At 65.3% G+C, this 19,287-nt stretch carries 17 protein-coding genes; 10 read left to right on the top strand and 7 right to left on the bottom strand.

Annotation, left to right across the window (positions count from 1 at the left end; translation table 11 throughout):
* The first annotated feature begins 17 nt into the window (after positions 1–17).
* The 3 genes from trxB to rpmG all read left to right on the top strand — a co-directional run bounded on the left by trxB (position 18) and on the right by rpmG (position 1,641).
* Positions 18–977, top strand: coding sequence for a thioredoxin-disulfide reductase (gene trxB, locus AC07VS_RS15465; RefSeq protein WP_027478048.1), 960 nt, complete (start codon positions 18–20; stop codon positions 975–977).
* 248 nt (positions 978–1,225) lie between these two features.
* Positions 1,226–1,459 (top strand): 50S ribosomal protein L28, encoded by a 234-nt coding sequence (rpmB, locus tag AC07VS_RS15460; protein WP_019574657.1) that lies wholly within the window; start codon positions 1,226–1,228, stop codon positions 1,457–1,459.
* Positions 1,460–1,470: 11 nt separating this feature from the next.
* A complete protein-coding gene (gene rpmG, locus AC07VS_RS15455) occupies positions 1,471–1,641 on the top strand; it encodes a 50S ribosomal protein L33 (protein WP_019574658.1) in 171 nt (56 codons plus the stop codon).
* 98 nt (positions 1,642–1,739) lie between these two features.
* Here the strand turns inward: rpmG and AC07VS_RS15450 are convergent, their stop codons facing one another.
* The 3 genes from AC07VS_RS15450 to AC07VS_RS15440 form a co-directional block, all read right to left on the bottom strand.
* Positions 1,740–3,245: an aminotransferase-like domain-containing protein gene (locus tag AC07VS_RS15450; RefSeq protein ID WP_494751387.1), complete on the bottom strand. Its 1,506-nt coding sequence runs from the start codon at positions 3,243–3,245 to the stop codon at positions 1,740–1,742.
* Between the two features lie 553 nt (positions 3,246–3,798).
* A complete protein-coding gene (locus tag AC07VS_RS15445; RefSeq protein ID WP_492347940.1) occupies positions 3,799–5,001 on the bottom strand; it encodes a DesA family fatty acid desaturase in 1,203 nt (400 codons plus the stop codon).
* A gap of 172 nt (positions 5,002–5,173) precedes the next feature.
* Positions 5,174–6,442, bottom strand: coding sequence for an RsmB/NOP family class I SAM-dependent RNA methyltransferase (locus tag AC07VS_RS15440; RefSeq protein ID WP_492347939.1), 1,269 nt, complete (start codon positions 6,440–6,442; stop codon positions 5,174–5,176).
* Between the two features lie 78 nt (positions 6,443–6,520).
* On the opposite strand from AC07VS_RS15440, the gene AC07VS_RS15435 reads away from it, so the two are divergent.
* Positions 6,521–6,784, top strand: coding sequence for a DUF1653 domain-containing protein (locus AC07VS_RS15435; protein WP_492347938.1), 264 nt, complete (start codon positions 6,521–6,523; stop codon positions 6,782–6,784).
* A 3-nt stretch (positions 6,785–6,787) separates the two neighbouring features.
* Here the strand turns inward: AC07VS_RS15435 and AC07VS_RS15430 are convergent, their stop codons facing one another.
* From AC07VS_RS15430 to purN, 3 genes are all read right to left on the bottom strand, one after another.
* Positions 6,788–7,888, bottom strand: coding sequence for an ATP-binding protein (locus AC07VS_RS15430; protein WP_494751386.1), 1,101 nt, complete (start codon positions 7,886–7,888; stop codon positions 6,788–6,790).
* 98 nt (positions 7,889–7,986) lie between these two features.
* The gene (locus AC07VS_RS15425; protein ID WP_492347936.1) at positions 7,987–8,721 is read right to left on the bottom strand and encodes a response regulator; all 735 of its coding nucleotides are present in this window, start codon (positions 8,719–8,721) and stop codon (positions 7,987–7,989) included.
* Between the two features lie 383 nt (positions 8,722–9,104).
* Complete coding sequence (purN, locus tag AC07VS_RS15420; RefSeq protein WP_492347934.1) at positions 9,105–9,707, bottom strand: phosphoribosylglycinamide formyltransferase; 603 nt, start codon at positions 9,705–9,707, stop codon at positions 9,105–9,107.
* A gap of 184 nt (positions 9,708–9,891) precedes the next feature.
* Between purN and AC07VS_RS15415 the strand changes: the two genes are divergently transcribed.
* From AC07VS_RS15415 to AC07VS_RS15400, 4 genes are all read left to right on the top strand, one after another.
* Positions 9,892–10,560, top strand: a complete 669-nt coding sequence (locus AC07VS_RS15415) for a YceH family protein (protein ID WP_494656926.1) — start codon at positions 9,892–9,894, stop codon at positions 10,558–10,560.
* A gap of 81 nt (positions 10,561–10,641) precedes the next feature.
* Entirely contained in the window at positions 10,642–11,820 is a 1,179-nt protein-coding gene (locus AC07VS_RS15410) for an acyl-CoA dehydrogenase family protein (protein ID WP_492347932.1), read from the top strand.
* Positions 11,821–11,832: 12 nt separating this feature from the next.
* The gene (locus AC07VS_RS15405) at positions 11,833–12,948 is read left to right on the top strand and encodes an acyl-CoA dehydrogenase family protein (RefSeq protein ID WP_492347931.1); all 1,116 of its coding nucleotides are present in this window, start codon (positions 11,833–11,835) and stop codon (positions 12,946–12,948) included.
* 96 nt (positions 12,949–13,044) lie between these two features.
* Positions 13,045–14,469, top strand: a complete 1,425-nt coding sequence (locus AC07VS_RS15400) for an alpha/beta fold hydrolase (RefSeq protein WP_492347930.1) — start codon at positions 13,045–13,047, stop codon at positions 14,467–14,469.
* 70 nt (positions 14,470–14,539) lie between these two features.
* Here AC07VS_RS15400 and AC07VS_RS15395 read toward each other — a convergent pair whose 3' ends face one another.
* The gene (locus AC07VS_RS15395) at positions 14,540–15,100 is read right to left on the bottom strand and encodes an HNH endonuclease (RefSeq protein WP_494656930.1); all 561 of its coding nucleotides are present in this window, start codon (positions 15,098–15,100) and stop codon (positions 14,540–14,542) included.
* 177 nt (positions 15,101–15,277) lie between these two features.
* On the opposite strand from AC07VS_RS15395, the gene AC07VS_RS15390 reads away from it, so the two are divergent.
* Positions 15,278–16,288, top strand: coding sequence for a bifunctional riboflavin kinase/FAD synthetase (locus AC07VS_RS15390; RefSeq protein WP_492347928.1), 1,011 nt, complete (start codon positions 15,278–15,280; stop codon positions 16,286–16,288).
* 117 nt (positions 16,289–16,405) lie between these two features.
* A complete protein-coding gene (ileS, locus tag AC07VS_RS15385; RefSeq protein ID WP_494751385.1) occupies positions 16,406–19,252 on the top strand; it encodes an isoleucine--tRNA ligase in 2,847 nt (948 codons plus the stop codon).
* Positions 19,253–19,287 lie beyond the last annotated feature (35 nt).

The raw sequence follows: 19,287 nt of genomic DNA, 5'->3' as shown, positions 1-19,287 counted from the left end.
TTCATCAGGCTTTTACCATGTCTAACACCAAACACGCCAAAGTTCTCATCCTCGGCTCCGGCCCTGCCGGCTACACCGCTGCAGTCTATGCGGCGCGCGCCAACCTGAACCCGGTGCTGGTCACCGGCATGGCCCAGGGCGGCCAGCTCATGACCACCACCGAGGTCGATAACTGGCCAGCCGATGTCAATGGCGTGCAAGGCCCCGAGCTGATGCAGCGTTTTCTGGAGCACGCCGAGCGTTTCAAGACCGAAATCGTCTTTGACCACATCAACTCGGTGGACCTGTCCAAGCGCCCCTTCACCCTGAGCGGCGACAGCGGCCAGTACACCTGCGACGCCTTGATCATCGCCACCGGCGCCTCGGCCAAATACCTGGGCCTGCCCTCGGAGCAAAGCTTCATGGGCCGCGGCGTGTCAGGCTGCGCCACCTGTGACGGCTTCTTTTACCGTGACCAGGATGTGTGCGTGGTCGGCGGCGGCAACACCGCGGTCGAAGAAGCCCTTTATCTGTCGAACATCGCGCGCAAGGTGACCCTGATCCACCGCCGCGACAAGTTCAAGGCCGAACCCATCCTGGTGGACAAGGTGGCTGAAAAAGTGGCGGCGGGCAAGATCGAACTCAAGCTGTTCCGCACCTTGGAAGAAGTGCTGGGCGATGCCTCGGGCGTGACCGGCGTGCGGCTGAAAAGCACCGAAGACGGCAGCACCGAAGACATCGCACTGACCGGCTGCTTCATCGCCATCGGCCACCAGCCCAACACCGAGATCTTCCAGGGCCAGATCGACACCAAGGACGGCTACATCGTCACCCGCTCGGGTCTGCAGGGCTTTGCCACCATGACCAGCGTGCCGGGCGTGTTCGCCGCCGGCGATGTGCAAGACCACATCTATCGCCAGGCCATCACCAGCGCCGGCACGGGCTGCATGGCCGCGCTGGACGCCCAGCGCTTCCTGGAGCAGGACGGTCAGGCCTGAAAACGACGGGGCTGACGCAGTACCACTGACCGCTGCCTGCAAACCGCTTGTAGGCAGATCCGGCCCCAGGCTATAATCTTTAGCTTTGCTGAAAAGGCGCGGTCTCAGGCTGCACCCAATTTGCAAATTACCTCCACCGCCACCCTGCCGGGTGCCTCGGGCCTGTCCCGAAACACGTTGGCAAGTGCCTTGACCGGCCCGGGTGGCGAGGTGCGGCTCAGGCCGTTAACAGTCTTAGGAGTGTCCACATGGCACGCAAATGTGAAGTCACGGGCAAGGGCCCGATGGTCGGGAACAACGTTTCCCACGCCAACAACAAAACCAAGCGCCGGTTCCTGCCGAACCTGCAATACCGCCGTTTCTGGGTTGAAACTGAAAACCGTTGGGTTCGCCTGCGTGTTTCCAGCGCCGCTCTGCGTCTGATCGACAAGAACGGTATCGACTCTGTGCTCGCAGATCTGCGCGCACGTGGCCAGGCTTAAGGAGAATCACCATGGCAGCCAAAGGCGGACGCGAAAAGATCAAGCTGGAATCCACTGCGGGTACCGGCCACTTCTACACCACCACCAAGAACAAGAAGACCACGCCCGAGAAGATGCTGATCAAGAAATTTGATCCGAAAGCTCGCAAGCACGTCGACTACAAGGAAATCAAGCTGAAGTAATTCAGCCCTTTCCCTCGAAGCCACCCGGCCCCGGCCCGGTGGCTTTTTTGTTGCCTGCGCCATCAGGACTCAGCCCCCCGGGCCCGAGTCGTCCGGACTCAGGCGGCCGACAGGCCCAGCGGATCCTCCGCGATCATGGCCTTGGCCAACTGGCCCAGCGTGACATAGGCCGCCTCGACCTCGGGCGTGAAGGGCAGGCCGCAACTCAGGCGCACAAATCGCTCATAGCGACCGGTGTTGGAGAACATCGGCCCTGGCGCCACACGAATGCCACAGGCCAGCGCACGCTCGAACAACAGGGATGAAGAAACCCCCAAAGGCAACTCGATCCACAGGCTCAGGCCACCCGGTGGCACATTTAGGCGCGTACCGACCGGGAAATGACGTGCCACGGCCTGAACGCTGCGCTCACGTTGCCGGCCCAGGTGAGCACGCAAGCGGCTCAGGTGCCGCGAAAAGGCCGCTGACTCCACACAGCGCGCCGCCAGCAATTGCGCCCAGACCTGCATGTTGCGGGTCTTGGCAAACTTGAGCATCTGGACCCGGGTGTGCCAGCGCCCCCCATTCATCCAGCCCTGACGCAAGCCCGGCGCCAGGGTCTTGTTGAACGACACGCAGTAGATCACCTGACCCGTCCGATCCCAGGCCTTGAGCGGTCGTGAAATGCCCTGGGCATCGACCAATTCACGGTAAATGTCGTCCTCGATCAGCGCCAGACGGTGCTGCTCACAGAAGGCGACCAGGCGCGCCTTGTGATCGTCCGGCATCACCGCCCCGTGTGGCATCTGCAAATGAGGCACCGCCACCACCGCCTTGAGCCGCGGCTCCTGTTGCACGGCCAACTCCAGGGCCTCCAGCGACAAGCCGGTGCGGGCACTGCTGGGAATCTCGATGGCCCGCAGGTTCTGCGCCTCCACCGCCTGCAGCAGGCCATAGAAAGTAGGCGACTCCACGGCAATCACATCGCCCCGCTCAGCCACCGCGCTGAGGGCCAGATTCACCGCCTCGGAGTTACCCAGCGTCGACATCACCTCGTGGGGCGCCACATGCACACCCGACTCCAGGGCACGCCGGGCCATCGCCGCCTGGAAGATCGGATGCGTTCCAGGCCGCGAATGCCCCTGCACGAGGATCTCAGGCTGCTCCCGCAACAAGGCAGCGCCGATGCGATTCAAGGCCGCGCCATCAAACAATTCGGGCGCCGGCATCGCCGAGCCCAGATCGATGCGCACCTGGGCCAGGCGGCTCTTTTCAAGCCACAGCGAAATGCGTTCATTGATGCCCGCAAATTCAGCGCCATCCAGACGGTGCAGCGGCACTTTCAGGTCGGGCTCAGAGCACTCACCGAGCACAGCCTGAGGGCCTTCGCACACAAAATACCCGACCCGAGGCCGCGCCTGCACACAGCCCAGGGACTCCAGCGTGCGCAAGGCCTGCAAAGCGGTGCTCAAGCTCACGTCATGGCGCTGCATCAGCTCGCGAACGGAGGGCATGCGGGTGCCGGCGCCCAGAACCCCTTGCCGGATCGCCTGGTGGTAGTGATCGGCCACCTGCCGATAAAGCGGAAAGGGCTCGGCGAGCCGGCGGGTCTGTAAATCGGACATGAGGTGACCATGATGCCCCAAGGCACCAGAGCACAACAGATACAGAAAGCCATCGTTGCTACCGTAACAGCCCTGATTTTTCAGATCTGATGCGCCTCCAGCTTCGCCCTGCTGTGCCTGTTGGGCGAGACGTCGGCGCCCTACGCTGAAGGCATGAAGAACGACACCCCCCCTTCCCTTGCAGCCCGACCTCCAACGCGTGCGCCCTCGTCTCAGCACACCCTGTCGCTCGAACCTTCAGGCCAGCGCCTGATGTGGGTGACTGAAGGCAGCGAATTGCGAGGACTGAACGGGCCGCTGCAAATCCTGCTGTACCCAGGCCAACCCGACCGGGGTCAGCCACTTCAGCTACAGGCCGCTCAAGGCTGGCGCTGCCCAGGCACAGGCTGGGTCAGCCTGCACAACCTCGGGGCCTCCGCCTGCCGCGGCCGGTGGCACATGGCTGCCGAAAATGAGGCGCACCAAGCAGTCGCCGCCAACCCGATCCGGCCACAAAAAAGCCGCCCCGGCCTGATGACCTGGGGGCGGCTCTTGACGAACTGGCTGACAGCGATCAGGCCTGGGCGGCGCGCAACCTGATCGAAAAATCGCGCAGGGCGGCAATGCCGCTCTCTTCGGCACGGCGGCACCAGGCCTGCAGATCGCGTGTCAGTTGTTCGCGCGACTGCGAGGTGTTGAGCCACAGCTGGCGCAGTTCTTCGCGCATCACCACCATTTTGTCGAGCGCCGGGTAGGCAGCACGTGCCTGTGCGAGCTCGGGCTGGGCTGCAGCAGGCACCTTTTCGGCATCACGGTGCAGCCAGCGGCGGGCGGCATCCAGCAGACGGGCATCACCTTGCTTGACCTTGAGCGCCGCCAGCTCCTGGCGAACGCCGCGAGCGTAACCAGCCATGACCTCGTAGCGGTTGGCGATCAAGGCCTCCAGCGTCTTTTCGTCGGCCACCGGACGGATGTCGCCGAGTTGCAGCTTGGGCGGCGTCTTCTTGACCTTGGCCCATCCAATCTTGGACATCAGGCTGATGTAGACCCAGCCAATATCGAACTCATAGGGCTTGACCGCGAATTTGGCCGAGGTCGGGTAGGTGTGGTGGTTGTTGTGCAGTTCTTCGCCACCAATGATGATCCCGATCGGCGAGATGTTGGTGCTGGCGTCTGGCGCCTCGAAGTTGCGGTAACCCCAGTAGTGGCCGATGCCATTGATGATGCCTGCCGCAGTGATCGGGATCCAAAGCATCTGAACAGCCCACACGGTGGCGCCCAAAGCGCCAAACATGGCCAGGTTCAGGATCAGCATCAGCCCCACGCCCTGCCAGCTGAAACGCGTATACAGGTTGCGCTCGATCCAGTCGTCCGGTGTGCCGTGGCCAAAACGGGCGATGGTTTCGGTGTTCTTGGCTTCGGCTCGGTACAGCTCGGCTCCTTGCCAGAACACGGTCTCAATGCCGCGGGTCTGCGGGCTGTGCGGGTCTTCCGGGGTTTCGCACTTGGCGTGGTGCTTGCGGTGGATGGCAACCCACTGCTTGGTCACCATGCCGGTGCCGATCCACAGCCAGAAGCGGAAGAAATGCTGGGGAATGGGGTGCAGATCCAGCGCGCGGTGGGCTTGCGAACGGTGCAGGAAGATGGTCACGCCGCAGATGGTCAGGTGGGTGGTCACCAATGTGTACAGCACGACCTGCCACCAGGTCAGATCCCAAAGGCCGTGACCCAGCCAGTCGATGGCCGCATTCAGCACAGCCCAATCCGGTAAAAACATGTATGAACCTTGTCCTCGATGAAGGAATTCATGGGGACTGCTCCCCAAACAACAAAGCTGCAGGACGCAGCTAGCACGAATTTTAATCGTTCAAAGGCTATACACGGTTTTTTTAACCTTATGGATTGCCCTGCTATCCCGCCTTGACGGGGCCGGCCGGCCCCGCCCCGCCTCAGGGCTTTTTCGTCCAGGCGGCGGCAAAGAAGCCGTCGGTGGCATGCAGGTGCGGCCACAGGCGCAGATAACGCCCGCCCTCACCGGTGCACAGCAATTCGGCCTGCGGCACCTTCAGCTGGGTCAGCGTGGGCGCGGCATCCAGTGGCAGGAAGTCGGGGTTGGCCGCCGAAAAGGCCTCGGCAATGGCCTCGTTCTCCTGGGGCAGGATGCTGCAGGTGGCATAGACCAGACGGCCGCCCGGCTTCAGCAGGCGCGCCGCGCTTTGCAGGATCGCCGTCTGCTTCACCACCAGCTCTTCGATCGCCTTGGGGCTTTGACGCCATTTCAGATCAGGGTTGCGGCGCAGGGTCCCCAGGCCGGAGCAAGGAGCATCCACCAGCACGCGGTCGATCTTGCCGGCCAGGCGTTTGATGCGGTCATCGCGCTCGTGGGCAATCGCAGCGGGGTGCACATTCGACAGCCCGCTGCGGGCCAGGCGGGGCTTGAGCGCATCCAGGCGATGGCCCGAGGTGTCAAAGGCATACAGACGCCCCGTGTTGCGCATGCTGGCCCCGATGGCCAGGGTCTTGCCCCCGGCGCCGGCACAGAAATCAACCACCATCTCGCCACGGTGGGCATCCAGCAGCAGGGCCAGCAGTTGGCTGCCCTCATCCTGCACCTCGATGGCGCCGCGGGTGAAGGCATCGAGCTTGGTCAGGGCCGGCTTGCCATCGACACGCAGGCCCCAGGGCGAATAAGGCGTGGGCTCGGCCTTGATGCCGGCGGTCTTGAGCTCCTTTTGCACCGCCTCGCGCTTGTCGGCCAGGGCGTTCACCCGCAAATCCAGGGGTGCGCCCTGGTTCATGCTGGCAGCCAGGGCCCAGAAGCCCTCGCCGACCTGGGCCTTGAGCGGCGCCGCCAGCCACTCGGGCAGGTTGTGCCGATGCGGCTCCATCAGATCAGCGTCGGTGACTGCGTCGCAGGCATCGAGCCAGTTGCGCTCTTGATCGGTCAACGCGCTCTTGACGAAATCGCGCGGGCCATGAAAGCCCAGAATGGCCAACCGGCGCTCCTTCGGACCGGAGCCGGAGCGGGCCAGGTATTCGAAGCGCAACTTCTGGCGCAGCACGTTGTAGGTGGTCTCGGCCAGCGTGGCGCGTTCGCGGGGACCGAGGTTGCGGTGATCACGGAAAAAACGGGACACCACCGAGTCAGCGGGGTGGTCGAAAAGAAGGGAGAGCCTGACCAGTTCGGCGCAGGCATCCAACAGGGCTTTAGGGTGCATAGACTGCATTTTCCCACGCTTGCCCGGATGCACGGCCATTGCGGCATACTGCCCGGCCCCTTCATGCCGACAAACCCCATGCCTGACGACTCAGATCTACCCGAACTCAGCCCGCGCGTTCCACCCGGGCTTTACCGGCACTACCGCGGGGGCCTGTACCGGGTCATCGACACCGTGCGCCACAGCGAGACGCTGGAACCCCTGACGCTGTACCGGGCCCTCTACGGGCAACAGGGGCTGTGGGTGAGGCCCGCCGCCATGTTCCTGGAACTCGTCGACATCGGAGGCCGGTCGGTGCCGCGCTTTTCGCCTGTCGACGAGGCCGACCCCGCAGCGGCCTGAGCCTCAGTGGGCCGCCTGCGGGCGCGGCAACACCACGATGGCCAACAGGCCACCGCCCTGAGCGTTGCGCAACTGCAGACTGCCTTGGTGGCGGGCCACGATGTCGCGCGCAATCGACAGCCCCAAACCCACCCCGCCATGGTGCCGGTTGCGCGACCCCTCCACACGGTAGAAAGGGGCCATCACTCGCTCCAGCTCGGCCTCGGGCAGCCCGGGGCCATGGTCGCGCACCTCGATGCCGACCTCATCCCCCGTGTCCCACAGAAACACCTCGGTCTGACCGCCATAGCGGATTGCATTGCCGATCAGATTGCCCACACAACGGCGCAAGGCCCCGGCCTGGGCCGGCAGCAAACCCGCGCGCCCATGCACGGGCACCCAGTGGCCACAGGCCTGCTGGTCGTCCGCCAGGCTGTCCACCAGGGCCTTCACGTCCAGCGGAACCATGGGTTCCGGGTCGGCCACCCCGCGCAGGTGATCCAGCGTGGCCGTGATCATTTCATCCATCTCGACGATGTCGCGGCCGAACTGCCGGCGGTCCTCGCTGCTCTCCAGGGTTTCTGCACGCAGGCGCAAGCGGGTCAGGGGCGTGCGCAAATCGTGCGACACCGCGGCCACGAAACGATCGCGCTCCTCCAGCTGCTGGCGGATGCGGGCCTGCATCTGGTTGAACACCTGGATCGCCTCCTTGCATTCGGCCGGGCCATCTTCGGACAAGGGCGGACGATCGATGTTCTTGCCCAGTTCGCGGGCCGCCAGCGCCAGTCGGTCGATGGGTTTGGACAGCCAGCGCGCACCCACCCAGGCCGCCACCATCAAGGCCGCCAGCCGCACACCGATGTCCAGCAGCAAACCGGCATCCCAGAGGCTGGGCGGGCCAGGTGGCTCACGTCGGCCTGGCTCGCCCGGAGCCCGAGGTGGACGCCGCTCCCCAGCCTGCGCCGAGGGCTCGCCAGCGGCCTCCTGAAGCACCTGCGGCGGTGGCGGCGGGCCATGCCCGGTGAGGTCGTGCAGGTTGAACATCAGCGTGAGTGCCAGAACATGGCTGGCCAGCACTGCCACAAACAACAACAAGGCCAGGCGGCCGAACAAGGTGCTCGGCACCCGACGGTACAACCATCGCCGCCAGGCAGGCGCTGACAGCACCGCCTGCGGCGCGCCAGTGCCCTGGCCTCGCGCGTCTTGCTTGGGGTTTGCCGGCCTCAGCGCTGCCATCCGACGTGACCCTGCACGGAACGCACGTTGAGCAGGTAACCCGCCCCTCGCACGGTCTTGATCAGGCGCGGTTCGCGAGGGTCGTCCGACAGCTTCTGCCGCAGCCGGGACACCAGCAAATCGATGCTGCGCTCAAAGGCGTCCATGGCGCGCCCCCGCGCCTGCTCCATGAGTTGGTCGCGACTGAAGATGCGCCGGGGCATGCCCAGGAAGGTACACAGCAAGCGGAACTCTGCATTCGACAAAGGGATGACCACCCCCTCTGGCGACACCAGATGGCGCTCCATGCGGTAAAGCGACCAGCCATCGAAATGCACCACCTCGGCCTCGACGGCCTGGGGCACCGAAGTGGCACCCGCAGCGCTGCGCCGCAGCACCGTCTGGATGCGCGCCACCAGCTCTCGCGGCTCGAAGGGCTTGCTCATGTAGTCGTCAGCCCCCATCTCCAGGCCCAGCACGCGGTCATAGGCATTGCCTCGGGCCGTGAGCATGATGATGGGCAGGCGCGAGGAGCGGGCGCGCAGTTCGCGCGTCAGCGCCAAACCATCCACACCGGGCAGCATGAGGTCCAGCACGACCAGATCGATGGGGTGGCTGTTGAGGCGTGCTCGCATGGACTCACCGTCGGCAGCCGTGTGCACCGTGAATCCGAAACGGCCCAGGTACTGAGCCAGCAAGGTGGTGATGTCTGCGTCATCGTCCACCACCAAAATGTGTTGCATGGGTCGTCGAAAGAGGCAAAGGGGGAGGCGATGAAAGAGGCGTTTTGTGGCGGCAGTGTAAGCAGCCCGTTAGCCCTTGGAAACGGTTGCCCAACTTCTTTACCCCCGCTTTTCAAAGCTTTGAAAAGCCTTTCGTATCAAGGCTGATACACCGCCCCAACACTGGCTTTACCCAGGCAGCCAAACCTCGAAATCAGCCCCCTGAACGACGCTGTGCATTGACTGCGAATTGACGGCAAATCGAGCTGCCCAAATCTGCAGGCAACCCGCTGCAACGCCGACAACGGCGCCCACACCACAGGCAGCCACAACGGCGCCGGTCACAACACCCCGACGCCGTGCGAGGACCAGGCCCGCATGCCCGGCTGGAACGACATCGGGCCTCAGCTCAGCGCATCGGCCTGAACCTGACGCGCCAGAAGCCGCGCCACCACGGCCGGGTACAGCTGATGCTCTTGGCTCAGGACCCGGGCGGCCAGCTGCTCAGGCTGGTCCGAGGGCAGCACCGGCACCACGGCCTGGCCCAGAATTTCGCCGTGATCGAGTTCGGCCGTCACGCGGTGCACCGTGGCACCCGCAAAGCAACAGCCTGCCTCGATGGCGCGTTGATGCGTGTTCAACCCCGTGAAAGCCGGCAGCAAAGAGGGGTGGATGTTGATCAGGCGGCCTGCATAGTGAGCCACAAAACCGGGCGTGAGGATGCGCATGAACCCGGCCAGCAAGACCAGTGCTGGCTCATGCTGGTCGATCATTTGCGCCAGCTGCGCATCAAAGGCCTCGCGGCTCGCGAAGTCGCGGTGGCTCAGGACAGCGGTGGCCAGGCCCTGCGCCTGCGCCCACGCCAAACCGGCCGAATCGGCCTTGTTGCTGATCACGGCCACGACACGTGCGCCATGGCGTTGCGCCCAGTTCTCGCGCTGCGCGGCGCGGACCAGCGCCTTCATGTTCGAGCCGCCGCCGGAGATCAGGATCACGATGTTTTTCATGGATGGGACGGGCCCGCGGCATGCCGGAGCCCTCTGGAAACAGCCCGCGATTATCCCAGAGCGAACCAGGCGACGGCCGTTCGACCCGCGCCCCGCCCGCTGCAGGCAAAATCCGGCATGCCACCAGCAGGCCCGGCCCTGTCGCCCTGGCCGCTGCACCGAACTCTGTTTCAGGACCCCCACCATGCCTCTTCGCCCCCTCAGCCCCACCGAAGCCCGCGTCCTGGGCACCTTGATGGAAAAGGCGCGCACCGTGCCCGACAGCTACCCTCTGACCCTCAATGCCGTGGTCTCGGGCTGCAACCAGAAGACCAGCCGAGAACCCCTGATGCAGCTCAGCGATGCCGAAGCCCAGGAGGCGCTTGATGAACTCAAGCACCTGTCGCTGGTGTTCGAAACCAGTGGCGGACGGGCCTCGCGCTACGAACACAACTTCAAGCGCGTGCTTGAAGTGCCGGATCAATCCGCCGTGCTGCTCGGCCTGCTGATGCTGCGCGGCCCCCAGACCGCAGGCGAGCTGCGCATCAACAGCGAGCGCTGGCACCGGTTTGCCGACATTTCCTCGGTCGAAGGCTTTCTGGAGGAACTGCAGGAGCGCTCCAGCGAAAAAGGTGGGCCGCTGGTGCTCAAGTTGCCCCGTGCACCGGGCTCGCGCGAAGCCCGCTGGGCCCACCTGCTGTGCGGACCGGTGGATGAGTCCCTGCTGAGCACCCCGGCCGCAGGCACGGCGCCGGCCGCCAGCCCGGCGCTGCAGGCCCGGGTCGAGGTGCTGGAGGCCGAGGTGGCCACGCTGCGCGCCACCCTGGAAAAACTGTGCGAACAACTGGGCTTGTCACACCCCGGACAGGGCTGATCGAACGACCGTGCTAAAAATCGCGGGTTGCCTTCCGACGCCTCGGTCGGACGACAAAAAGCTTCATTCGGAGACAACCCCATGGATTTGGCATTCACCCCTGAAGAACAGAAGTTCCGCGAAGAGATTCGTGCCTGGGTCAAGGAAAACCTGCCCGCCGACCTGTCACACAAGGTGCACAACGCGCTGCGCCTGACCCGTGACGACATGCAACGTTGGGCCAAGATTCTTGGCAAGAAAGGCTGGCTGGGCCATGCCTGGCCCAAGGAATTCGGCGGCCCCGGCTGGAATGCCGTGCAAAAGCACCTTTTCGAAGAAGAATGCGCCCTGGCCGGCGCCCCCCGCGTCGTGCCCTTCGGCCCGGTGATGGTGGCCCCCGTGATCATGGCCTTTGGCAACGCCGAACAGCAACAGCGCTTCCTGCCCGGCATTGCGAGCGGCGAAGTGTGGTGGAGCCAGGGCTACAGCGAACCGGGCTCGGGCTCGGACCTGGCCTCGGTCAAGACCCGCGCCGAGCGCCGTGGCGACAAGTTCATCGTCAACGGCCAGAAGACCTGGACCACGCTGGGTCAGTATGGCGAATGGATCTTCTGCCTGGTGCGCACCAGCAACGAAGGCAAGCCGCAGACCGGCATCAGCTTCCTGCTGATCGACATGAAGTCGCCCGGTGTGACCGTGCGCCCCATCAAGCTGCTCGATGGCGACCATGAGGTCAACGAGGTCTGGTTCGACAACGTCGAAGTGCCGGCCGAGAACCTGATCGGCGAAGAGAACAAGGGCTGGACCTACGCCAAGCACCTGCTGAGCCACGAACGCACCAACATCGCCGACGTGAACCGTGCCAAGCGCGAACTCGAACGCCTCAAGCGCATCGCCAAGGCCGAAGGCGTGTACGACGACCTGCGCTTCCGTGACGAGATCGCCAAGCTGGAGGTCGATGTGGTGGCCCTCGAAATGCTGGTGCTGCGCGTGCTGTCGGCCGAGAAATCGGGCAAGAACTCGCTCGACATCGCCGGTCTGTTGAAGATCCGCGGCAGCGAGATCCAGCAACGCTACTCCGAACTCATGATGCTGGCCGCCGGCCCCTACAGCCTGCCCTACATCCACGAGGCCATGGACGCCGGCTGGCAGGGCGAGCACGTGGGCGCCGCCTACTGCGCGCCCCTGGCATCCACCTACTTCAACATGCGCAAGACCACCATCTACGGCGGCTCTAACGAAGTGCAACGCAACATCGTCGCGCAGACGGTGCTGGGCTGAGAGGAGACACACATGGATTTCGATTTCACCGACGACCAGGAACAACTCCGCGACGCCGTGCGCAAATGGGTTGACAAGGGCTACGACTTCGAGCGCCGCCGCGGCATTGCCAACAGCGGTGGATTCTCGCGCGAGGCCTACGGCGAACTGGCCGAACTGGGCCTGACCGGCCTGTACATCCCCGAGGCCGATGGCGGCCTGGGCATGGGCCCGGTCGAGGGCATGGTGGTGCTCGAGGAACTGGGCCGCGGCATCGTGATCGAGCCCTTCGCCCACGCCCTGATCTCGGGCGCGGTGCTGGCCCACTACGCCGGCGCCGAACTCAAGGCGGCCTGGCTGCCCCGCATTGGCTCGGGCGAAGCCCTGGTGGTGCTGGCCCATCAGGAGCGCAAGGCCCGTTACCGACTGGACGCGACCGAAGCCACCGCCGTGGCCGCCGGCGCAGGCCACACGGTCAGCGGCCACAAGAGCCTGGTGCCTGCAGGCGACCAGGCCGACGCCTTCCTGGTGCCGGCCCAGCTCAACGGCCAAACCGCGCTGTTCCTGGTCGAGCGCCAGGCTGCCGGCGTCAGTGCCCGGGGCTACAGCACCCAGGACGGTGGTCGTGCGGCTGAGCTGAGCCTCAGCAACGCCCCGGCCACCCTGGTCACCGCCGACGGCCAGACCGCCCTGGAGCATGCCGTGGACATCGGCATCGCCGCCGCCTGTGCCGAAGCCGTGGGCGTGATGGACAAGACCCTGGCCGTGACGGTCGAGTACATGAACACGCGCAAGCAGTTCAATGTGGTGATCTCCAGCTTCCAGGCCCTGCGCCACCGCGTGGCCGACATCAAGATGCAGCTGGAGCTGGCGCGCTCGATGAGCTATTACGCCGCACTCAAGCTCAATGCCCCGACCGCCGAACGCCGCGCCGCCATGGCACGGGCCAAGTACCAGTTGGGCCAGTCGATGCGCTTTGTGGGCCAGCAAGCCGTGCAGCTGCATGGCGGCATCGGCGTGACCGACGAGTACATCGTGAGCCACTACTTCAAGAAGCTCACCCAACTCGAGATGACTTTCGGCGACAGCCTGCACCAATTGGGTGAGGTGTCCAGCCGCATGCAGGACACGGCCGGCGTTTTTGCCTGAGCCCGCCCGGTTCTTGCCACAGCGCCGTCAAATCACGGCATCAACATGGCCCGTTGCCCCTCGCAGCGGGCCATTTTTAATTTCAGGAACCTTGTCATGCCCCGCACCACCCCGCATCAAGCCCCTCTGTCACGCCGCGGCTTCCTCGGACTGTCCGGCAGCGCGCTGGCTCTGGGCGCCCTGTCGGGCTGCGCCAGCCTGGCGCCCCCAGCGACACCTCGCCCGCCCATCGTCTTCGTGCACGGCAATGGCGACACGGCCGCCCTGTGGATCACCACGGCCTGGCGCTTCGAGACCGAAGGTTGGCCTGCCGACCGCCTGTTCGCCATCGATCTGCCCTACCCCCTGGCCCGTGACGACGATGCCAAGCCTCAACCCGGTCGCAGCTCCAGCGCCGAGCACATGGCCTTCCTGAAGGCCGAGGTCGAGCGGGTGCTGCAAGCCACCGGCAGCACCCAGGTGGTGCTGATCGGCAACTCGCGGGGCGGCAACGCCATCCGCAACTACATCCGCCATGGTGGGGGCCAGCGCACCGTCAGCCACGCCATCCTGGGGGGCACGCCCAACCACGGCGTGTGGGCGATTCCCGGCTTTCGCGAAGGCAACGAGTTCTCGGGCACAGGCCCCTTCCTGAGTGAGCTCAACCGCCCCCGCAACCCGGCCGGTGACGAGGTGGACGGCCCCACCCGCTGGCTCACCATCCGGTCCGACCACAACGACAAATTCGCCTCGCCCGACGGGGTCTGGATCGGCCGCCCCGGCCAGCCCACCTTCGTGACGGCCGCCGGCCCCGAACTCAAGGGGGCCGAGAACGTGATCATCCCAGGCGTGGACCACCGCGAAACCGCCTATTCGCGCCCCGCCTTCGAGGCCATGTGGCGCTTTCTCACCGGGGAGGCCCCGCGCCGCCAGGGCATTGCCATGCAAACCCGACCGGTGCTGCAGGGCAAGATCACCGGCCTGGGCCTGAACCCGCTCGACCCCGCCAGCGGCAGCTACACCAACAACCTGCCCCTGCCCGGGGCCAAGCTTGAAATCTACGCGGTGGGCGCTGAAACAGGGCTGCGCCAGGGCGCCCCGGTGCATCAAAAGACCGTGGGCAGCGACGGCCTGTGGGGCCCCTTCACCGCCGAAGCGGGGCAGGCCTACGAATTTGTGATCAGCGCACCGGGCTACGCCACCACCCACCTCTACCGCAGCCCCTTTGCCCGCTCCAGCGACTGGGTGCACCTGCGGGCTGAGCGGCTGGCTGAAACAGAAGCCCGACAGCCCGGCAGCGTGGTGGTATTCACCCGCCCACGCGGGTACTTTGACCCGCGCCGCGACAGCCTGAGCCTGGATGGACAAGCCAGCCTGCCCGGCGTGCCGTCCAGTGGCACGGCGGGCGCCTCATCGGCACGGCTGCACCTGCCCGCGCAGGCACAGCGGGCGGTCGTGGGTCAGTTCAATGGAGAAACCGTGGCCGGGCGCAACTGGCCCGCAGAAGCGGGGCACCTGACCGTGCTGGAGCTCACCTACTGAGGTCTCGAAAGCCACGTGCGCGGGCTTTTTGCCCAGCGCACGCTGGCTTCAGCACAAGCCAAGATACCGCTCAATGCGCACTCAGGCGAGAGGATTTGGGCACATGCGCCATCAGGAACTCCATCTGGTCCGACAGGATGCGCCGGTTGCGCAGGATGAAGTCTTCCCACAGGCTGGGCACATAGGGGGCGTAAAGCAGGGGCATGCGGGCCTGCTCAGGGGTGCGATGGCTCTTGCGGTGGTTGCAGGCCTTGCAGGCCGTGACCACATTCATCCAGGTGTCGACACCGTTCTGGGCGAAGGGCACGATGTGCTCGCGGGTCAGCTCGGTTTCATGGAAATGCTCGCCGCAGTAGGCGCACACATTGCGGTCACGTGCAAAGAGTTTGCTGTTGGTCAGGCCCGGGCGCAACTGAAAAGGGCTGATGTTGGGCACACCCTTGGTGCCGATGATGCTGTTGACCACGATCTGCGACTGCTCGCCCGTGATGGCATTGTGCCCGCCGCGGAACACCGCGATCTGGGCGCCGGACTCCCATCGGACTTCGCCGGCCGCGTAATGAATCACGGCCTGCTCCAGGGTGATCCAGGACTGGGGCAAGCCCTGGGCGGACAGCTTCAAGACCTTCAAGTGACACTCCTACAAGGGTTGAAAACCACTGACTTGGAACGCAGATCTCGGGAGCAGCCGCAGCGATTTGCATCGAAGCCGCGCCTGCTGCCGCACAATATAACCTGTTTTCATGACAATTTGGCTTCAGGCGCTTGACTGACGGGCACCCCTTGCTATCAAAAAGATAACATTCCAATGAAGATATTCCGCGGCTTCCAGCACCCGGGCATTGCCCCTGCCTGCGCGCTCACCATCGGCAACTTCGACGGCGTGCACCGCGGCCATCAGGCCATGCTGGCCTTGCTGCGCAACGAGGCCCAGCACCGCGGCGTGCCCAGTTGCGTGCTGACCTTCGAGCCCCACCCGCGCGACTACTTTGCAGCTGCCACCGGCCGGGCCGAGCTGGCACCGGCGCGCATCGGCACCCTGCGCGACAAGCTCGAAGAACTGGCCCGCTGCGGCATAGACCAGACCGTGGTGCTGCCCTTTGATGCCCGGCTGGCCAGCCAGCCCCCCGAGGGCTTCATCGACGATGTGCTGATCCGAGGGCTGGGCGTGCGCTACGTGCTGGTGGGCGACGACTTCCGTTTCGGTGCCAAGCGCGCCGGGGACTACGCCCTGCTGGACGCCAGCGGATCGGCGCGCGGCTTTGATGTGGCGCGCATGAACAGCTACGAGGTGCGCGGGCTGCGGGTGTCCAGCTCCGCCGTGCGCGAGGCCCTGGGCCGCGGCGACCTGGAGGCGGTGGGCCGCCTGCTGGGCCGCACCTATGCCATCAGCGGTCATGTGGTGCATGGCCGCAAACTGGGGCGTGAGCTGGGTTTCCGCACCCTGAACCTGCGCTTTTCGCACTGGAAACCCGCCGCCAGCGGCATCTTCGTGGTGCGCGTGCATGGGCTGGTCGAACGCCCTGTCGAGGGCGTTGCCAACCTGGGTGTGCGCCCGTCCCTGGACCCGAATGACGTCAATGGCGGACGCGTCCTGCTGGAGACCCATTGCTTCGATTGGCCTGCCTCGCTGGGTGCCGACGGGGGCTACGGTAAAATTGTCCGCGTGGAACTGCTGCACAAACTGCATGACGAGCTCAAGTACGACGGTCTGGACGCCCTGATGAAGGGCATCAACCAGGACTGCGATGACGCTCGCCGGTTTCTGGCGTCCATGCACGCAGAGACCCATCGCCAGACCACCCGCGACCGAATTTAACGCCGGCACACCGTGCTGCGCGCCCCTTGGAACAGGCTCAGGGCAAACGGCTGACTTCTCCCCGTACCGGGCCGCGCCCGGGTTTGAGCCTGTCAATGCCCCATCCAACACAAAGCCATGGCTGAACAAACCCCTGATTTCCGCAGCACCCTGAACCTGCCCGATACCCCCTTCCCGATGCGGGGCGACCTGCCCAAGCGCGAGCCGGGCTGGGTGCAGGACTGGGAGGACAAAGGCATCTACAAAAAGCTGCGCGACGCCCGCTGCGGTGCCCCGAAGTTCATCCTGCACGACGGCCCACCCTATGCCAACGGCCAGATCCACATGGGTCACGCGGTCAACAAGATCCTCAAGGACATGATCGTCAAGGCGCGCCAGCTCAAGGGCATGGACGCCATGTACGTGCCGGGCTGGGACTGCCACGGCCTGCCGATCGAAAACGCGATCGAAAAGAAGTTCGGGCGCAACCTCAGCCGCGACGACATGCAGGCCAAGAGCCGCGCCTTCGCCAATGAACAGATCGGCATCCAGATGGCCGGTTTCAAGCGCCTGGGTGTGCTGGGCGAATGGGACAACCCCTACAAGACCATGAACTACGCCAACGAGGCCGGCGAGTTGCGTGTCTTGAAGCGCGTGATGGAGCGCGGCTTCGTCTACCGCGGCCTCAAGCCCGTGTACTGGTGCTTTGACTGCGGCAGCTCGCTGGCCGAGTTCGAGATCGAATACGCCGACAAGAAGAGCACCACCCTGGACGTGGCCTTCGAGTGCGCCGAGCCCGCCAAGCTGGCCGCGGCCTTCGGGCTGGCGGCCCTGGACCAGCCCGCCTTTGCCGTGATCTGGACCACCACCGCCTGGACCATCCCGGCCAACCAGGCCCTGAACCTGAACCCCGAACTGGACTACGCCCTGGTCAAGACCGAGCGTGGCCTGCTGGTGCTGGCCGCCTCGCTGGTCGAGAAGTGCATGGAGCGCTACGCCCTGAACGGCGAGGTGCTGGCCACCACCCTGGGCAAGAACCTGGGCCTGATCAACTTCAAGCACCCGCTGTACGACGTCGACCCCGGCTACGCCCGCTTCAGCCCGGTGTACCTGGCGGACTACGCCACCGCCGACGACGGCACCGGTCTGGTGCACTCGTCGCCCGCCTATGGCGTGGATGACTTCAACAGCTGCGTCGCCCATGGCATGGCCTATGACGACATCCTGAACCCGGTTCAGGGCAACGGCACCTACGCGGCCGATTTCCCGCTGTTCGGCGGCCAGCACATCTGGAAGGCCGTGCCGGTGATCATCGAGGCCCTGCGCAGCGCCGGCCGCCTGTTCGCCACCCACGACATCGTCCACAGCTACCCGCACTGCTGGCGCCACAAGACGCCGGTGATCTACCGCGCCGCCGCGCAGTGGTTTGTGCGCATGGACGAAGGCGAGGGCGTTTTCACCACCGACAAGGCCCCGCAGACCCTGCGCCAGATCGCCCTGGCCGCGGTCGAACAGACCAGCTTCTACCCCGAGAACGGCAAGACCCGCCTGCACGACATGATTGCCGGCCGCCCCGACTGGTGCATCAGCCGCCAGCGCAGTTGGGGCGTGCCCCTGCCCTTCTTCCTGCACAAGGACAGCGGCGAGCTGCACCCCGACACCATGGCCATCATCGACCGCGCCATCGCGCTGATCGAGCAAGGTGGCATCGAGGCCTGGAGCCGCGTCACGGTCGAAGACATCCTGAGCGCCGAAGACGCGCCGCACTACACCAAGAGCAGCGACATCCTGGAGGTGTGGTTTGACTCGGGTTCGACCTTCTCGCATGTGCTGCGCGGCACCCACCCGGCCGCTCACCACGAAAGCGGCCCCGAGGCCGACCTGTACCTCGAAGGCCATGACCAGCACCGCGGCTGGTTCCACTCCTCGCTGCTGCTGGCTTCGGCCGTCGAAGGTCGCGCGCCCTACCGCGGGCTGCTGACCCACGGCTTCACGGTGGACAGCCAGGGCCGCAAGATGAGCAAGTCGCTGGGCAACGGCATCGAGCCCGATGAGGTCAGCAAGAAGCTGGGCGCCGAGATCATCCGACTGTGGGTGGCCGCCAGCGATTACTCGGGCGACATCGCCGGTGACGACAAGGTGCTGGCCCGCGTGGTCGACAGCTACCGCCGCATCCGCAACACCCTGCGTTTCCTGCTGGCCAACACCAGCGACTTCAACCCCGCCACCGACAGCGTGCCGGCCGACCAGTTGCTGGAGATCGACCGCTATGCCCTGGCCCGCGCGGCCCAGCTGCAGGACACCATCCTGGCGCACTACGAAAAGTACGAGTTCCACCCCGTGGTGGCCAAGCTGCAGGTCTACTGCTCGGAAGACCTCGGCGCCTTCTACCTCGACGTGCTGAAAGACCGCCTCTACACCACCGCGCCCAAGAGCCTGGCACGCCGCAGCGCCCAGACGGTGCTGTACCAGATCACCCAGGCCATGCTGCGCTGGATGGCACCGTTCCTCAGCTTCACGGCCGAAGAGGCCTGGAAGCTGGTGGGCCACTCCGAATCGATCTTCATCGACACCTACTGGAACTTCGGCGCCACCGAAGCCGCCCTGCTCGACAAATGGGACCGCATTCGTGCCGCCCGTGAAGTGGTCAACAAGGAAATCGAAGCCCTGCGCTCGGCCGGCCAGGTGGGCGCCTCGCTGCAGGCCAATGTGAACCTGGCCGTGCCGGCGGGCAGCGACTTGCTGGCCGCCCTGCAAAGCCTGGGCGACGACCTGAAGTTCGTCTTCATCACCTCGGCTGCCAGCCTGACCGAGGCCGCCGCCGACAGCGAACCCAGCGCCAGCGTCACGCCCTCCAGCGCCGCCAAGTGCGAACGCTGCTGGCACTACCGTGACGATGTGGGCAGCAACCCCGCCCACCCGACCCTGTGCGGCCGCTGTGACAGCAACCTGCATGGGGCTGGCGAAAGCCGGGCCTTCGCCTGATGGCTGCGCCACGCGGCAAGGGCGGCGGTGCCCCG

The organism is Curvibacter sp. GW821-FHT01G03 (genome assembly GCF_059422285.1).
This window is presented reverse-complemented; position numbering and strand designations above follow the sequence as displayed.

Excerpts from the sequence above, each read along its gene's own strand:
- trxB (WP_027478048.1), top strand. The coding sequence starts at position 18 with ATGTCTAACACCAAACACGCCAAAGTTCTCATCCTCGGCTCCGGCCCT.
- rpmB (WP_019574657.1), top strand. The coding sequence starts at position 1,226 with ATGGCACGCAAATGTGAAGTCACGGGCAAGGGCCCGATGGTCGGGAAC.
- rpmG (WP_019574658.1), top strand. The coding sequence starts at position 1,471 with ATGGCAGCCAAAGGCGGACGCGAAAAGATCAAGCTGGAATCCACTGCG.
- AC07VS_RS15450 (WP_494751387.1), bottom strand. The coding sequence starts at position 3,245 with ATGTCCGATTTACAGACCCGCCGGCTCGCCGAGCCCTTTCCGCTTTAT.
- AC07VS_RS15445 (WP_492347940.1), bottom strand. The coding sequence starts at position 5,001 with ATGTTTTTACCGGATTGGGCTGTGCTGAATGCGGCCATCGACTGGCTG.
- AC07VS_RS15440 (WP_492347939.1), bottom strand. The coding sequence starts at position 6,442 with ATGCACCCTAAAGCCCTGTTGGATGCCTGCGCCGAACTGGTCAGGCTC.
- AC07VS_RS15435 (WP_492347938.1), top strand. The coding sequence starts at position 6,521 with ATGCCTGACGACTCAGATCTACCCGAACTCAGCCCGCGCGTTCCACCC.
- AC07VS_RS15425 (WP_492347936.1), bottom strand. The coding sequence starts at position 8,721 with ATGCAACACATTTTGGTGGTGGACGATGACGCAGACATCACCACCTTG.
- purN (WP_492347934.1), bottom strand. The coding sequence starts at position 9,707 with ATGAAAAACATCGTGATCCTGATCTCCGGCGGCGGCTCGAACATGAAG.
- AC07VS_RS15415 (WP_494656926.1), top strand. The coding sequence starts at position 9,892 with ATGCCTCTTCGCCCCCTCAGCCCCACCGAAGCCCGCGTCCTGGGCACC.
- AC07VS_RS15410 (WP_492347932.1), top strand. The coding sequence starts at position 10,642 with ATGGATTTGGCATTCACCCCTGAAGAACAGAAGTTCCGCGAAGAGATT.
- AC07VS_RS15405 (WP_492347931.1), top strand. The coding sequence starts at position 11,833 with ATGGATTTCGATTTCACCGACGACCAGGAACAACTCCGCGACGCCGTG.
- AC07VS_RS15400 (WP_492347930.1), top strand. The coding sequence starts at position 13,045 with ATGCCCCGCACCACCCCGCATCAAGCCCCTCTGTCACGCCGCGGCTTC.
- AC07VS_RS15390 (WP_492347928.1), top strand. The coding sequence starts at position 15,278 with ATGAAGATATTCCGCGGCTTCCAGCACCCGGGCATTGCCCCTGCCTGC.
- ileS (WP_494751385.1), top strand. The coding sequence starts at position 16,406 with ATGGCTGAACAAACCCCTGATTTCCGCAGCACCCTGAACCTGCCCGAT.